Origin of the sequence: Winogradskyella sp., from assembly GCF_965228925.1 — a bacterium.
Classification (GTDB): Bacteria; Bacteroidota; Bacteroidia; order Flavobacteriales; family Flavobacteriaceae; genus Winogradskyella.
Genome location: NZ_OZ245845.1, coordinates 14,207 through 29,187, shown reverse-complemented (window position 1 = coordinate 29,187; position 14,981 = coordinate 14,207). Strand labels below are relative to the sequence as shown.

Genomic DNA, 14,981 nt, shown 5'->3' with positions numbered 1-14,981 from the left:
TTTAATGAGGCTTTTTATTTTTATACAATGTTTAAAAAAGATCCATTACAAATTATTCCGTTCGACTCCTACGGAACAGCGTCGCATTTATATTTAAAAGGAAGGGCTTTAGAAGATGAGGGTATCGATTTAAATAAGAAAAGCTGGGTCAGTCTCTTTATTAATTCTTGGAAACGGTTCGAAACGGATGAAATACGAAACACACCATTGTCGATTAAGTTGCCTAATGATGACGTTATAAAATTTAATACGGATGCTGAAGGCTATTATCTAACACAGCAGGAGATACAAGATTTGGATCACTATATTTCGGATGATAGATGGCTCAATTATGAAGTGTCTTATGCATCTTCGCATAAAAGTAAAATACAGAACGATAATAAGTTCTTTGGAAGAATGCTTGTGCCTAAAGTTAATTCGGACTTCGGCGTGATAAGTGATATTGATGATACCATACTCTACACAGGTGTAACGTCTAAGTTAAAGTGGCGCGTGGTCATTAATACCATATTAAAAACGCCACATAAACGCAAAGCTTTGGAAGGAGCCTCAGATTTTTATCACCTACTTCACAAAGGAAAATCGGGAAATGCCAGTAATCCCATCTTCTATGTAAGCAATAGCCCTTGGAACTTATATCTCTATTTAAAACTCTTCTTAAATGTCAATAGTTTTCCGGATGGTCCTATTCTATTGAGGGACATTAGAATGCCTTATGATAAGATTCCTAAGCCAGAATTAGCCCATAAGTATAACGAGATCTATAACATTCTGAATAGGTATCCCGATTTAAAGTTTATTCTAATTGGGGATTGTGGAGAGAAGGATGCGCATATATATTTAGACGTTGTAAAAAAGCATCCAAATAGAATTTTGACGATTTATTTGAGGGCTGTTGAACATAAAAAACGCACGCAACGTATTTCTAAATTATTCGAAGGTTACGATGAAGTTCCAGTTCTCATTGTAAAATCTGGTGAAGAGGCTTTATCTCATGCGAAGGCCTATGGTTTTATTTAAAACCTTAATAAATTTTTGAATCTTGATTTTGAATCTGGATGTTTTTTGTGTCAATCTTCAATAGATACCAATCTTCGAGCTTTTCTACAGTCCCTTTAATGTCTGAAGGTTTTCCTATAAACGGTAAAACATCGTGATTAATAGGGTTTCCACCTAAATCAGTGAGGAGATAATACTCAGAAATGTTGTTTTTATCTGAGGTAGCTAGAACAGGTGGAATACCACCTGAAATACATCTAACAGCACAGCTTCGATGAATTTTTCCAAAGCCAGGTTTCATAACACCAAAATAACATTTTGGGTCTATAATTTCACCATGAAAAGTCATTTCGGCAATTTTGGTTTTAGAAGGGATGCTACCTTTTTTGTCCTCTAAAACCACCTTTTCTTCATCTGTAATTTGCAATAAGGTTTTTCCATTATAGTAAATGAGATTTCCTTCTATGGATAGGGTTTTTCCATTTAAACTGTTTTCTTCTTCCAGTAATTTTTCTAAAAACGGATTGGCACTCGATTTACCAAAGCCAACAAGTAAAATGTTCTTATAGTTATCATTGGCTAACCGAATACGAAGCATAGGGTAAGGGCTTTCATGGAAAGTGCCAGTTATTTTGGTAGTGCTTGTGAGTTCAAAAGCACTATTCTTAAAAGGTTTTTGAACAAGACTGAATACCAAAGCACCAACTATAACTGTGCCCAGTGCAGCCAGAATAAATCGTTTTAATGTTTTTTTGGTCTTGCTGCCAAGACTACCTTCTATATATGGGACGTAAAATTCGTTGTCTTCCATCTTATATATGTACTGGTTTAACTTCGGTTCCTTCTGCTAAAGCTTGTGGTTTTATATATACCATATTGTTTTTTAATTGTAATTGATATGTAGATACTTTCTCAGTAAAAGGAGGTGGCGATTGTCCATTGTGCGGTAAGTACTGATAACCATGCCAAGGACATGTTATACAACCATCAATAATTTTCCCTTCGCCCAAAGGACCACCTTGATGTTTGCAAACATTGTGTATAGCTGATAACTTTCCGTCATATTTAAAAATGGCCACACGTTCGTTTTCAACAGTAAAAATCTTAGCTCTATCTTCTTCAATATCATCAACATTACAGACTTTTAACCAGCCTTCTTCAATTTCTGCTTTGGTTTTATCTACTTTACGTTCTTTAAATGCAGCTATAAGATGCAAACTACAAATCACGATGAACCCCAAAATCATAAACCCTATAGTGAATGATGAGGTTTCCTGCTGAAAAGCACCTAAAAATACATGCCCAATAATTAGAGCATAAGCCATGTATACCATCATATGCAAACGCTTCCAAACTTTAGCTGAAAGATTAGCGAGGAAAAAATCATGACTTGTTGAAGCCATAACAAACAGGATAAGTAATGCTAAAAATCCTAAGACCTGAAACGGAAAATTAATCAAGGAACCATATTCCATATTCGACGTAAAAAGAGAATAAATCGGATTGACATCTCCTAAAGCATGAAATTGAAAAATAGAAAATCCACCATGGATAAAAGCAGCTATAAACATGCTTACACCAAGATGCCGTCTGTTGTAGAGAATAGGTAAAAACTTATGGTTTATTCTGCTTAAAGGCCCTACTGCTAAAATAATATGCAACATAATAATAGCTAAAGAACCAAAGGCTCTAATCACAAGTGTTTCAATGCTAGTTTCTGAATTGAAGATAAAAGTCGTTATAGCAAAAACAACAATGTATAAAAGCATACTTGCAACAATAAGCTTGTCGTATTGCTTTTTGAATGAGTTCCAAATAACCAGTTTATAATCTAATGCCATTAAAAAGTGAGTTTGGTAATTTCTAATTCTTTCAAAGGATTATATACTAAAAGTCCTGTAGGCACATCCGTTATGTTGAATTTATAAATACCAACAGTAGTTAATTGCCCAAGTGCTTGCCCTTTCTTACCTTGATTACTTGTTGCATAAACAACAGAAGAAGCATGCTTTAGAGGAGACTTTAAAATAACTTCAATATATTTTTTGTAGACATTCACTTTTATGAGATCATTTTCTGCAGTTTTTATAAACTTCTCGTTTAGCGTTTTAACTGCTGTAATATCGTTATCATCAGATCGATTAAAGTCTAAATTTTTTATGGTTATAAACATAAAGATTGGAATAGCAACGGCTAAAACCAACCATATGAATTTATGTGCTTTTCGTTGTCCTGAAGTCATCTTAAGCTGTTTTAGTTTTGAATAATTTTCCAATTAAAAAAGGCCAAGTTGCTACAACTCCAGGGAATAATAAGAACCGAACCTTCTTTTTACTGTTTGTCATCAGAGGGTCGATTTTTGAAGCTTTCACAAGAAAAAATATTCCGAAAAGGATTCCGATTAAAAAATAGATTCCTAATACTGCTAAAAAAATATTAATTACGATTTCCATATTAAATCAAATTAACATCGGCCATCACTTCTAACAAGCCGGGCTTAGATTGTGTGTATAACTCTTGCATAGCACTTTCTAAATCCTCTTGTTTTTCAACACGTTTGCCCCAAGCGCCGCAAGATTCAGCGAATTCCGCAAAATTTGGGTTAGACAAAGACGTTTTCCAAACATCAAATTCACCAGCACGTTGTTCTTTCGATATTTTACCTAATTCGTGATTGTTCAATACAATTAATTTTATAGGCATATTGTATTTTACAAGCGTAGTAATCTCAGCTAAATATTGACATAACCCTCCATCACCAGCCACAGCAATTACAGGGCGCGAATTACCAACTGCGGTCCAAGCACCAATAGCTGACGGTAATGCAAAACCTATAGAGCCTAGATAGCCAGACATTAAAAAATCTTGATTCTTAGGTTCAAAATAACGTCCAAAAGAATAGGCATTATTACCAACATCCACGCACATCACTGCATTATCTGGAGTGAGTCTATTCATGGTGTCAAAAACAGCAATAGAGCTAATACCATTATCCGAAGTCTCTAATAAGCGTTTTGCCTTTTCTGCTTTCCAAATCTTCCAGCGTTCAGCAATTTCTTCAGTTTGATCTATGGTGTTTATATGGCCTTTTAGTTCATCATTAAAAATCTCTACAGTTCTTGATATTTCGCCAAAGACAGCAACTTCAACCTGATGGAACTTACTTAAAGCCAATGGGTCAAAATCTACTTGGATAATCGGTTTTTTAGGTGTTATTCCAGTATGGTTAGAAAAGGATGCCCCAAATACAATGAGCAAATCGCTTTCATTCATAAACCAAGAAGCAATGGGTGTACCACTTCTTCCCAAAACACCACCCCCAAGCGGATGGTTATCGGCGATTAATCCTTTGCCTTTAAATGTTGTGACTGCAGCAGCGTTAAGGCTTTCGGCAAATTTTACAACTGCTTCTTTGTGTGCTCGTGCACCATGACCCATAATAATTACAGGACGCTTTGATTTTTTGATAAGCGCAACAGCATCTGCAACTGCTTCTTTCGGAGGTGCAATATCTAAAGTGGTAATTCTGTTTTTTGGACCTTTGGCTCTAGCTTTAGGATTCGCTTTTTGTTCTTGAACTTCATCTGGAAAAGTGAGGTGCGATACGTCACGCTTTAGAATGGCATGCTTAACAGCCAGAGTCATTAATTCGGCATGTCGACTGTCGCGCTGAACCCGTTGGTTAAATTCGGCAACGGTATTGAAGCCTTGCACCAAATCGACTTCCTGAAAATTACCAGTACCAACCACTTGTGTTTTTACTTGTCCAGTTAGTGCTAGTATGGGCGCACGATCTACTTTAGCGTCCCAAAGTCCTGTGTACATATTCGTAGCTCCAGGGCCTGCTATTGAAAAACAAGCTGCAGGTTTACCCGTAAGTTTACCATAAGCTGAGGCCGCAAATGCAGCAGCACCTTCATGACGAATACCATAAAAGTTGAGGTTTCCTTTTTCTTCTTGACGTCTCATAGCGTCGGCAAAGCCTAAATTAGAATGCCCTACCATCCCAAAAACCTTTGTTACTCCCCAATTCACCATGGTCTCTACCATAATATCCGATACCGTGGTTTCGTGAGGGGCCTCTTCCTCCAATCCGACGTAAATGGCATCATTTTCTTCTTTAACAGGGAAGGTGTCGATACCATCATCGTAACCTCCAGGTGGCTTTCCCGAGCAAGGATCAAAATCCCAACCATGCCACGGACAGCGCAGTAAGCCATTTTCAATGGAGCCTTCTCCCAAAGGACCGCCTTGGTGCGGACATCGATTATCTAAGGCAGAAAACTTTCCTTTGTAATGCGTAAGGCAAATGCCTTTGTGATCTGCGGTTACGGTTTTGACACGACCTTCGGGAAGGTCTTTTTTATGATCAAGGACTTTGTGCCAGATTACTTTTTTTGTGCTCATGGTTATTCTGTTGATTTTTTGTATTGATCTTGTCTTATTTTTACGGCTCTTAGTGAGTAAATGATTAAAAAGCTAATGGACACAAATACACTCAAAACTCCCAATAACATAACGATAAGCCCGAATGTGTTAGAGAAATTATAGAAGTTCTGTAATCCTGAAAAAATTCCGGCTGCTACCATAGCGCCTGCCCCTATATACAAACCTACTAAGCCCTTATTGAGAAGTTTCAGCTGACTTAACTTTCGTTTGCTTATGCCGTCTTCTGAATCTTTTACTTTCAACCGTTCGGCTATTTCATTGCTCAATGCAATTAATTGGTTGGAGGTGGAAAGGATTAACAATCCGATTCCTGGTAAAATCGTTATGGGCAGGTACCACTGATCCATATGTTATGAAAGATTTTTAATCATCTGATTCTAAATGATTTTTTTTTGAGTGATTGGATAATGAAAAATTAATCAATGCTCCGATTGTAAAAAAATGATCGTTCCATTCACTGACTACATATTTATATTCTGAAAAGAACAAGAATCTTCCTTTAGCATAGTGCAAGCCAGCTCCAAGATTCAGTCCGAAGCCTTCTTCGGTATATTCCTCGATTTCCATACTGTGATTCTCCGCTACTGTTTCGATAGAGTAATTAATCCCTGATAATGGATAAACACCTATGCCTTGACCCAAATCTAATATATAATGAAGGTTGATGTTAGCTTCAAAAAAGGTCGTTTCACTGTCATCTGTGTCTTTTTTGAAATACGAAACTTCAGGTCCAAAACAGTAATGGTGGTCCGCCGCATAATACAATCTTGCGTTAAGGCCTGCGGCTTCTAAATTTGTTGAGTATACCGCTGAAAGCCCTGGCATTAAGGTCGGCGGCTCAACTTGTGCACCTATTGTACTTAAACACAAATAAAATATTAACCAAATTCCTATTTTAACTTTTGAAGTCAACACACTATAATGATTGGGTATATTGATTAATAGCGCTTGTAAAAAATAAACTTGCGTCTTCCTTTGAAATTCCTGTGACAGGAAGTGCAAACCCGTTCCATCCATTGCTGTAATAGCTTCCTTTTTCTAAGGTTGTATCTGAAGGTAACTCCACAGTATCATGTCCTTTGTATCCACTGACATACAAATAAAAGTCATCAATCAAACTATCGGGTATTGCCATTCCCAATCCAATGCCAAGGTTATCATGCGTAGTAAAAAACGCTCCTGTATCAAAATGATGTGGCCAAATTCTAACCGAAGATTCGTAACCACCGGTTTTCAGAACATGAGTGATAACCTGATGTACTAAATCCCTGTGATTTATTAAATCGTTAAGCCTATCTTGGGAAGTCAAGTTGAAGGTCGTTAAATCACTAATCTTAGGATAAGGCAATTCATAGTGAAGGTTGTAGCTATACGGTTTATTAATGCCGTTACCTTTACTTATTTCGGATATCCATTCTACGATCTCTTTATGCGTCTTATGGTTAAGGAGTAGGTGTTCTTTATTCCCATTTTGATGTTGCCACTCTAGAGAAAAGTTTTCATAATTCAACTTTAAGCTATCACCATTTGGAAAGGGGTGCGTTTCTAAGGAGCGGTCGACCCACCCCAGATTCGTATGGCTATCGTCTTCCTTTTTTTCTATAAAACTTATGGCCGCTGTCGCTAAGTATTGGGCGGCCATATGCATAATTGTAATCATAATTTAAGATTTAATTCCTGCATAATTAATACCTGTTAATCGATGCATGTCCATATTAAAAGTCGATAGGTCATTAAAATTAAATTTGGAGATGTCGTCATAACCACAAGACCTTGCAACTACTTTAATAAGATCATTAGTCGCGTTAAAATAATTGTATAGTTGTTTTGCTGATGCTTCTATGATTAAACGGCTCCGTAAGGATTCCTTTTGTGTTGCAATACCGACTGGGCAATTATTAGTGCCACAGGCGCGCATACCCAAACAACCAATGGCTTGTAATGCTGAGTTGGAAACCGCAATGGCATCGGCCCCAAGCATCAAGGCCTTGGCAAAGTCTTCGGCCACACGCAAACCACCAGTAATGACTAGGGTAACATTTGTTGCACCGACTTTATCCAAATACTGTCTAGCTCTTGCTAAAGCTGGTATGGTGGGGACATTGATGTGATCTCTTAAAATCGTAGGTGCCGAACCTGTTCCACCACCACGACCATCCAAAATAATGTAATCGACGCCTACGTCTAAGGCAAATTGAATATCGTCTTCGATATGACTGGCCGCAATTTTAAATCCTATAGGAATGCCACCAGTGCGCTCTCTCACTTTATCTGAAAACACTTTAAAGTCTTCAACCCTGTGAAAGTTTGGATTGGCGGCTGGTGATATAGCGGTTTCTCCTTCTTTTAACCCTCTAACTTCGGCAATCTCAGCGCTGACTTTATTACCCGGTAAGTGACCTCCAGTTCCTGTTTTTGCACCTTGGCCGCCCTTAAAATGAAAGGCTTGTACCTTATCTAATTTGTCCCATGAAAACCCGAACTGTGCTGATGCGAGTTCATAAAAATATTTTGAATTATTGGCTTGCTCTTGAGGCAGCATACCTCCTTCACCAGAACAAATTCCCGTACCTGCCATCTCCGCCCCCTTACTCAAAGCAATTTTTGCTTCTCGGGATAAGGCACCAAAACTCATATCACTCACAAAAACTGGTAGGTCTAAAACCAGCGGCTTTTTAGCATTTGGTCCTATGACGACCTGTGTTGCTACCTTTTCTTCGTCCAATAATGGACGGGTTGCCAATTGTGCCGGAAGAAATTGTATGTCATTCCATTGAGGCAAGGTATTTCTATCAACTCCCATCGAAGCAGAAAACCCATGATGGCCAATGTTTTTTAAACCGTGTTTCGCAAGTTCTTTGATGTAACCTGTATAAGGTTCCGTGTCTTCGGGATGTGTGTCTGCATAAGTCCCAAGGTATTCGTCCCTATTAAAGGGTTGGGGATGTTCGGTTTCGAAGGCTATGATTTCTTCTTCATTAATGAATAGTGAATCTCCTTCTATAACATGCTGAAATTTATGCAAATACTCCTCATTGTTATATTCGCTTACACCAGTATCGTAGCGGTAATCCCAACCGTGTACCCCGCAAATAAGGTTGTGACCGTCGATATAACCATCGGCCAATAATGCGCCTCTGTGATGGCACCTTCCGTAAAGAACAGAGATGCCTTTTTCATGTTTTATAATGACAAGGTCGGTATTTTTAACTAGGGCATAGGTCGGTTGTTTTTCTTGAAGATTTGAAATTTTAGCAATTTCAATTTTTGACGTCATAGGATTGATTGTTTAGTTGTATAATTTACAATCATTTTGACGAGAAAACAAGACACTAATTACAGTGTATGGCTCTATGTGCCATTTAAAAGGTGGTAAAACGCATGAATTTTAGCTACGAAATTGTAATAGCAATTAATAAGAATTAGAACAGACCGTGGATTTCGGCATCAATCTTATTGATAATACCTCCTAAATCTTCAGGGTTAGCTACAAAATCTAAATTGTCGACGTCAATAATCAACAATTTGCCTTTATTGTAGGTGGTAATCCAAGCTTCGTAGCGTTCGTTCAAACGGCTTAAGTAGTCAATACTAATGGTGTTTTCGTAATCGCGCCCGCGTTTATGGATCTGAGCGACCAAATTTGGGATAGTGCTTCTTAGATAAATTAATAAATCTGGACCTTTAACAAAGGATTCCATGAGCTCGAAAAGTGATGAGTAATTCTCAAAATCCCGATTGGTCATTAAGCCCATAGCGTGCAAATTAGGTGCAAAAATATGAGCGTCTTCGTAAATGGTTCGGTCTTGAATAACATCCTTACCACTATTTTGAATTTGGTTAATCTGACGAAATCTGCTATTTAAGAAATAAACCTGTAGATTAAAACTCCAACGCTCCATTTGGTTGTAAAAATCGTCCAAATAGGGATTGTCCACAACGTCTTCTAATTGGGCCTCCCATCTGTAGTGTTTTGCTAATAATTTGGTCAAAGTCGTTTTACCTGCTCCTATATTTCCTGCAACAGCAACATGCATAGTCTATTCTGGTTTAAGTTGGTATTGACGTAGAATTTCGTCGTGGTAAATATACAAGGTTTCATTGGTTACCAAAAACTGACTTATTAACAAATTTGGATGCAAAATAGGTTTGATCTCATCTGTATTTTTAGAAAGCAAATAGAGCTTATCTTTCTTTTTGAGCGCTAAATGCGCTTTGCTAAAGGCTAAGCTTTCATAACCGTCATTAGGGTATTTAGCTATTAAACTTCCGAAGTAACTATAGACATAGAGGTACTTTTCGGTGAGCATATAGCAATTGTTATAATCGCTTTTAAGGTCTAAAATGTCGGATTGTATAGGTACAGTTTTTAGTCTAATCGTATTGCTCTTGTAGTCATAGAGTTCGAGCTGTTGTAAGTCCTGATTAAAAATCCAAAGGGTATTGTCAAAACCTGTAGAGATAAAGCTTACATTCTTGTAGGGCTGTGTCGTATTAAAATCTATTTTAAAGACTTCTGCCAAACGGTTATCCAAAATCACAACCGTATTAAAATCATGGTAAAAAAGATTGATTTTTAAGGGGTTGAAAGCATTGGCCGTTGTAATTTCACCGAGCTGAAAGTTGGTGTAGGTAATAGTGGTGTCCTTAGTTTTCTTGTTAAAGGTGTTGTCGTCTGTGGCATAATATAATGTGCCGAAGGTATCAACCCCAAAAATAGCTTTCGCCTTTAAATGGGTAGAGTCTTTTGCCTGCATCTGTATTTGTTCTTGTGCCGATACAGATAGACTCAAAGCAAAAAATAAATAAACTAACTTACGCATACGAGACAGAAAAATACAAAAATTGCACCATTCTATAACTCAAAACAATTTGTATTTAGTACATAGAGTTTAGACAGTGAGCTTATAACCGAATCCGCGAACATTGATGATTTGTATGTTGTCATCATTTTTTAGCTTTTTGCGAAGCTTGGTAATAAAGACATCCATGCTTCTTGCAGAGAAAAAATCGTCCGTTCCCCAAAGCTTATTCAATATCAATGAGCGATCCAAAACCTGGTTTTTATTTTTAATGAGATGAAATAGCAGATGGGCTTCCCTATGGGTAAGCTGTGTCGGTTCATCATCTTGATACTGTAACTGCTGTTTTGGAAAATCGAAGGTGTAATGACCAATGCTCAGAATTTTGGCAGTCTTCTGAACCTTCGATCTATTTAGGAGATTATGAATCCTCACGATTAACTCTTCCATACTAAACGGTTTCTTAAGGTAATCGTTGCCACCAATGGAAAATCCTTCAACAACATCTGCTGTTTGGGATTTAGCAGTTAGGAATATAATGGGAATAGTGTCATCAATAGCTCTGATCTCCTTGGCTAAGGTAAACCCGTCTTTTTTGGGCATCATCACATCCAAGACTAAAATTTCGGGATGATCAGATTGATAGGTCTCAAATGCTTTTTCACCATTGTCGCACAACAGCACTTCAAAATCCCTAGTCTCAAGACTCTCTTTTATGATTTGGCCCAGTGCCGCTTCATCTTCGGCCAGAAGTAATTTAATGTTATCAGCCATTGGGGGTTGTAATTTTAAAAGTGGTTAAATGCTTCGCTAAATTGAGGTCTATGGATCCACCGTGTTTATCTATGATGGTTTTGGTGTAGTAAAGACCAATGCCAAAACCTTTGACATCGTGCGTATTGCCTTTAGGGACACGATAGAATTTTTCGAAAATCCGATCTTTACTGGCTTTTGAAAGTGTATTGCCACTATCAGAAATCAAAATCTCAAAACTATGCTGCTTTGGAATTAAATCTACAGAAATGATAGATCCTCCGTATTTTACGGCATTATCTAAAATGTTGTTTAATGCATTTTCAAAATGAAATAGATCTACTTTAGCCTCTAGACTTTCGACTTTAGGGCTGATGCTAAATTCCTTGTCTGGAAAATGTATACGATAGCGGTGGGTTAAATCTTTTAGTAGGGCTACAATATCAACATTTTCTCTATTCAATTCTAAGCTGTCACTGTCTAAAGTGGCGGTTTCCAATAACTTTTCTACCATCACGTTTAACTTATTCAGTTGCTCTGAAGACATATTGATGTATTTTTTAGTCTTTTCTTTATCATCAATACCATTAAAATTGCTAATGCTTTCTAAGGCGACTCCTATGGTAGCGATAGGCGTTTTGAATTCATGGGTTATATTACTGATTAAATCATTTTTGACTTCGGCCAGCTGCTTTTGGTGTTTAATGATTTTTAGTAAATAGAAGAGGCAGCTTATGACGGCCAATACTAAAACTGTCGAAATTAAAATACCGCTTAGACTCCGCTTAAGTACAGTTGCGGTTTCATTGGTGAAATCGATTTTTAGGGTGCTTCCTTTCGGTAAAAATGTAGATTTTGATGTCGTACTTAAGACGTATTGAATAGTTGGTTCAGACTCCACAACCATAGAGTCGCGTCGTTTTGAGAACATGCCAGTCCTATCAGATTCATAGAAAGTTAGTTTACTTTTTAGATCGATACCTTTTCTTTGCAACTCATTGTTTAGCATACTATCAACCACCTTAACATCTAAAGTGTCATTGCTAATGGAAACGAAGACTTTAGAGGTTAACATCGAAATGTTTTTCAAATCGATACTGTCGTTTAGTTTAAATTGATCCACCTTGACCTTAAAAGAATCCGCACTTATGGGCTTATTTTTTTCGCGATAATCGGCCATCATAGAATCCGCTTTTCGTCCTTTGAAAATTGTAATACCGTCTATATTATCTGCTTTGAGCGAGTCGAGATTATTAAATCGATCTGTCGTCTCATCTATTTTTCCGATGAATTTCATTAAGTCACTGTCTTCATCAAATGCGTCTATCTGGCTGTCACCAATTAAGGCTATCCCTAAAGTGGTCCGCTCTGCTAGGTCGGCATAATAATCATCAACGGCTTTGTCTAAACTCGCCTGTACATCATTGATGAGCTGTTGCTTATTGGCTTGATAGTTTTTGTAATTCCAAAATACCTGAATACCAATTGTAACCAGTATTACCGCCACAATTGTATATAAGATCCATTGATATCGCTTATCATTCATAGGTCAAAAGTAAATGTTAAAATTGAGTTGAACGAATCGGTTAACAGACGTTAACACTAGTTAACTCAAAAGACAAAATGCTGTTTTGATATTTGTAGGGTATTAATCTTTAAAAACACGAATAATCATGAAAAACTTAATTACCAGTTTAGCATTAGTAATGACAATGCTCTGCTTTGGCCAGTCAGAATCCATAAATGGTGTGGTGACCGAATCACAGCAAACGCTAGAAAATGTCTCAGTTACCGTTACTGTGGATTCTGCTGCCGACATCGAATCGACGTTTCAAGTAAAGGATATTCAAGACATTTTGGAGTCGACAGGCGACAATGAAACCCTTAGATTTAAAATCATTTGTAATGGCAGAACCATGTCGAATGGTGAGAAATCCCATATATCTTATGTGGTAGAAGGGAACTCCAATGAACCAAAGGTCTTTTTAAAGAGCATTGAAAAAATAAGAACTTCAGCTCTCAATTATTATAATAAGAACTAAAAATCGATCAAATGACAACAATTATTAGAGTTTTAGTTTTGGCATTAACCATGGTGTTTACTGCGGTTAATGCTCAAGACTTTCAAGGCGTGGCGACTTATAAAACGCAACGTCAGGTAGACATAAAGCTAGACAGTACTCAGGCGAATGCTGAAATGCAAGAGCGAATGCTGGAAATGATGAAAAAACAGTTTCAAAAAACCTTTAAATTAACCTTCAATAAAGAAGAGTCCACCTACAAGCAAGATGAAGAATTAAGCAAACCTCAAGTCGGTGGAGGAGAATTTCAGGTGATAATGATTGGCGGAGGTGGAGGATCCGATGTGCTTTATAAAAACACAAAAGAACAACGATATGCGGAGCAAGTTGACACCTACGGAAAGATCTTTTTAGTTAAAGATGATATCGAAAAAATAGATTGGAAATTGGGTTCTGAAACCAAGTTTATAGGTGAATATCAATGTTACAAAGCGACGTTTACAAAGATGGTACCAAAACCAATGCAGATGTCTAGCGCAGATACAGATGAAGACATTGATCTGGATAAAGAGCCAGAAATGGAAGAACGTACCGTCACAGCATGGTATACACCGCAAATCCCTGTAAATAATGGTCCTGACGATTATCAAGGTTTACCTGGTTTAATATTAGAAGTCCATGATGGAAAGTTGACCATAATCTGTAATAAAATCGTATTAAACCCTAAAGAAAGGATTGCTATTAGTGAACCTACAAAAGGTAAAGAGGTCAATCAGGAAAAATATGATGAAATTATGGATAAGAAGCGAAAAGAGATGATGGAACGTTACAGACCTAAAAAAGGTCAGAGAAATGATGGACAAAGCTTTAGTATAACTGTCGGCGGTTAGAAATTGTGTAATGGCTTTGTTAATTTTATGATAAACCGATTAAATTTTGTTTAACGTTTAGATATATTTGCTAAACAAACATAACCAATTCATAGTCTTTTTATCATGAAATCACTACTCATCAAATCTAGTTTTCTATTAGTTGCTGTCTTTTTTACAGGGACTCTAAATGTTAACGATATTGCTTTATTCCATGACGCTGTGCCGTCGGATGGCTTCCAAGGACAGGCCTTTTATGTGTCCAAGTCTAAAATGGAACTTGGTAGGTGGGGTGCACGTTTAAGTGAAGCGCAGAAGAAACAAATAGAGGCGCGTCTGAAAAACAGGTTGGAAAAAGAGTACATTTTAACATTCAATAAAGAAGAAGCTTTGTTTTATGAGGATGAGAAGTTAGATGCCATGACAGGAGCCACGGATTCTTGGGGAAAGAATTTTGCGCCAGGGCGACAGTATAAGAATGTGAAGACGAACACGCAGATTCAAAGTCAAGAGTTTTACGGTAAAAAGTTCTTAGTGAAAGATAAGCTTCAGGATATAAAGTGGGTCTTAGGAAAAGAGACGAAGCAAATAGGTAATTATACGTGCTTTAAGGCAACAGCATCAGTCCCTTCCAATGACTTAGCTTGGTATGATTTTTCTTGGAGTCGATTAAGAACTAACAGTGCCGCTGAGGAAGCGTCGGACTCTACTGCTACGACTACAGAAGAACCAAGTGTCGCCATGACAGAGGTAGAGGCTTGGTATTCGCCTCAAATTCCTGTAGGGCACGGCCCTTTGGAATACTGGGGACTTCCAGGGTTGATTTTAGAGGTAAGTGCTGGTAATACAACTATGCTTTGTACTAAAATAGTTATGAATCCAAAGGAGAAATTAGATATTGAAGCTCCTGATAAAGGAAAGGAAATCACCAAAGCGAAATACCAAGAGACGGTTATGAACAAGATGACAGAGTTCAGAAATAATAGAGTGGGTCGAAGAAGAGGTTAATTTATTAACAGAAGTTTAACGCCATTAGATTTAACTTTCTGCATCTCAATAGGTCTAAACAATGATTAATGCGTTGTAAG

The 14,981-nt window shown here is 37.4% G+C and carries 16 protein-coding genes; 4 read left to right on the top strand and 12 right to left on the bottom strand.

Features of this window, described 5'->3' with window-relative positions:
• Positions 1–27 precede the first annotated feature (27 nt).
• Positions 28–1,020 (top strand): App1 family protein, encoded by a 993-nt coding sequence (locus ACO052_RS00130; RefSeq protein ID WP_422105958.1) that lies wholly within the window; start codon positions 28–30, stop codon positions 1,018–1,020.
• A 4-nt stretch (positions 1,021–1,024) separates the two neighbouring features.
• On the opposite strand, the gene ACO052_RS00125 is transcribed toward ACO052_RS00130, so the two are convergent.
• The 12 genes from ACO052_RS00125 to ACO052_RS00070 all read right to left on the bottom strand — a co-directional run bounded on the left by ACO052_RS00125 (position 1,025) and on the right by ACO052_RS00070 (position 12,549).
• The gene (locus tag ACO052_RS00125) at positions 1,025–1,810 is read right to left on the bottom strand and encodes a hypothetical protein (RefSeq protein ID WP_422105957.1); all 786 of its coding nucleotides are present in this window, start codon (positions 1,808–1,810) and stop codon (positions 1,025–1,027) included.
• Between the two features lies 1 nt (position 1,811).
• On the bottom strand, positions 1,812–2,840 hold the full coding sequence (locus ACO052_RS00120; protein WP_422105956.1) for a Rieske 2Fe-2S domain-containing protein: 1,029 nt from the start codon (positions 2,838–2,840) through the stop codon (positions 1,812–1,814).
• On the bottom strand, positions 2,840–3,241 hold the full coding sequence (locus tag ACO052_RS00115) for a hypothetical protein (protein ID WP_422105955.1): 402 nt from the start codon (positions 3,239–3,241) through the stop codon (positions 2,840–2,842). Before ACO052_RS00115 ends, ACO052_RS00120 begins: the two co-directional genes overlap by 1 nt.
• 212 nt (positions 3,242–3,453) lie before the next feature.
• Complete coding sequence (locus ACO052_RS00110) at positions 3,454–5,406, bottom strand: thiamine pyrophosphate-binding protein (protein ID WP_422105953.1); 1,953 nt, start codon at positions 5,404–5,406, stop codon at positions 3,454–3,456.
• 2 nt (positions 5,407–5,408) lie between these two features.
• Positions 5,409–5,795 (bottom strand): hypothetical protein, encoded by a 387-nt coding sequence (locus ACO052_RS00105; protein WP_422105952.1) that lies wholly within the window; start codon positions 5,793–5,795, stop codon positions 5,409–5,411.
• A gap of 16 nt (positions 5,796–5,811) precedes the next feature.
• Entirely contained in the window at positions 5,812–6,318 is a 507-nt protein-coding gene (locus tag ACO052_RS00100; protein ID WP_422105951.1) for an outer membrane beta-barrel protein, read from the bottom strand.
• Positions 6,319–6,364: 46 nt separating this feature from the next.
• Positions 6,365–7,108 (bottom strand): hypothetical protein, encoded by a 744-nt coding sequence (locus ACO052_RS00095; RefSeq protein WP_422105950.1) that lies wholly within the window; start codon positions 7,106–7,108, stop codon positions 6,365–6,367.
• A 3-nt stretch (positions 7,109–7,111) separates the two neighbouring features.
• Positions 7,112–8,725, bottom strand: a complete 1,614-nt coding sequence (locus tag ACO052_RS00090; RefSeq protein ID WP_422105949.1) for a glutamate synthase-related protein — start codon at positions 8,723–8,725, stop codon at positions 7,112–7,114.
• Between the two features lie 145 nt (positions 8,726–8,870).
• A complete protein-coding gene (locus ACO052_RS00085) occupies positions 8,871–9,485 on the bottom strand; it encodes a deoxynucleoside kinase (RefSeq protein WP_422105947.1) in 615 nt (204 codons plus the stop codon).
• Between the two features lie 3 nt (positions 9,486–9,488).
• Entirely contained in the window at positions 9,489–10,271 is a 783-nt protein-coding gene (locus ACO052_RS00080) for a hypothetical protein (RefSeq protein ID WP_422105946.1), read from the bottom strand.
• A gap of 69 nt (positions 10,272–10,340) precedes the next feature.
• Positions 10,341–11,024, bottom strand: a complete 684-nt coding sequence (locus ACO052_RS00075) for a response regulator transcription factor (RefSeq protein ID WP_422105945.1) — start codon at positions 11,022–11,024, stop codon at positions 10,341–10,343.
• Entirely contained in the window at positions 11,017–12,549 is a 1,533-nt protein-coding gene (locus ACO052_RS00070) for a sensor histidine kinase (protein WP_422105944.1), read from the bottom strand. The genes ACO052_RS00075 and ACO052_RS00070 overlap by 8 nt, the downstream gene beginning before the upstream one ends.
• Before the next feature lie 127 nt (positions 12,550–12,676).
• Here ACO052_RS00070 and ACO052_RS00065 point away from each other — a divergent pair, with 127 nt between their 5' ends.
• From ACO052_RS00065 to ACO052_RS00055, 3 genes are all read left to right on the top strand, one after another.
• Entirely contained in the window at positions 12,677–13,045 is a 369-nt protein-coding gene (locus tag ACO052_RS00065; protein WP_422105943.1) for a hypothetical protein, read from the top strand.
• An 11-nt stretch (positions 13,046–13,056) separates the two neighbouring features.
• Entirely contained in the window at positions 13,057–13,914 is an 858-nt protein-coding gene (locus ACO052_RS00060; RefSeq protein ID WP_422105942.1) for a GLPGLI family protein, read from the top strand.
• Between the two features lie 105 nt (positions 13,915–14,019).
• Positions 14,020–14,901 carry a GLPGLI family protein gene (locus ACO052_RS00055; RefSeq protein WP_422105941.1) on the top strand — a complete coding sequence of 294 codons (882 nt, stop codon included), beginning with the start codon at positions 14,020–14,022 and terminating at the stop codon, positions 14,899–14,901.
• The last annotated feature ends 80 nt before the right edge of the window (positions 14,902–14,981 follow it).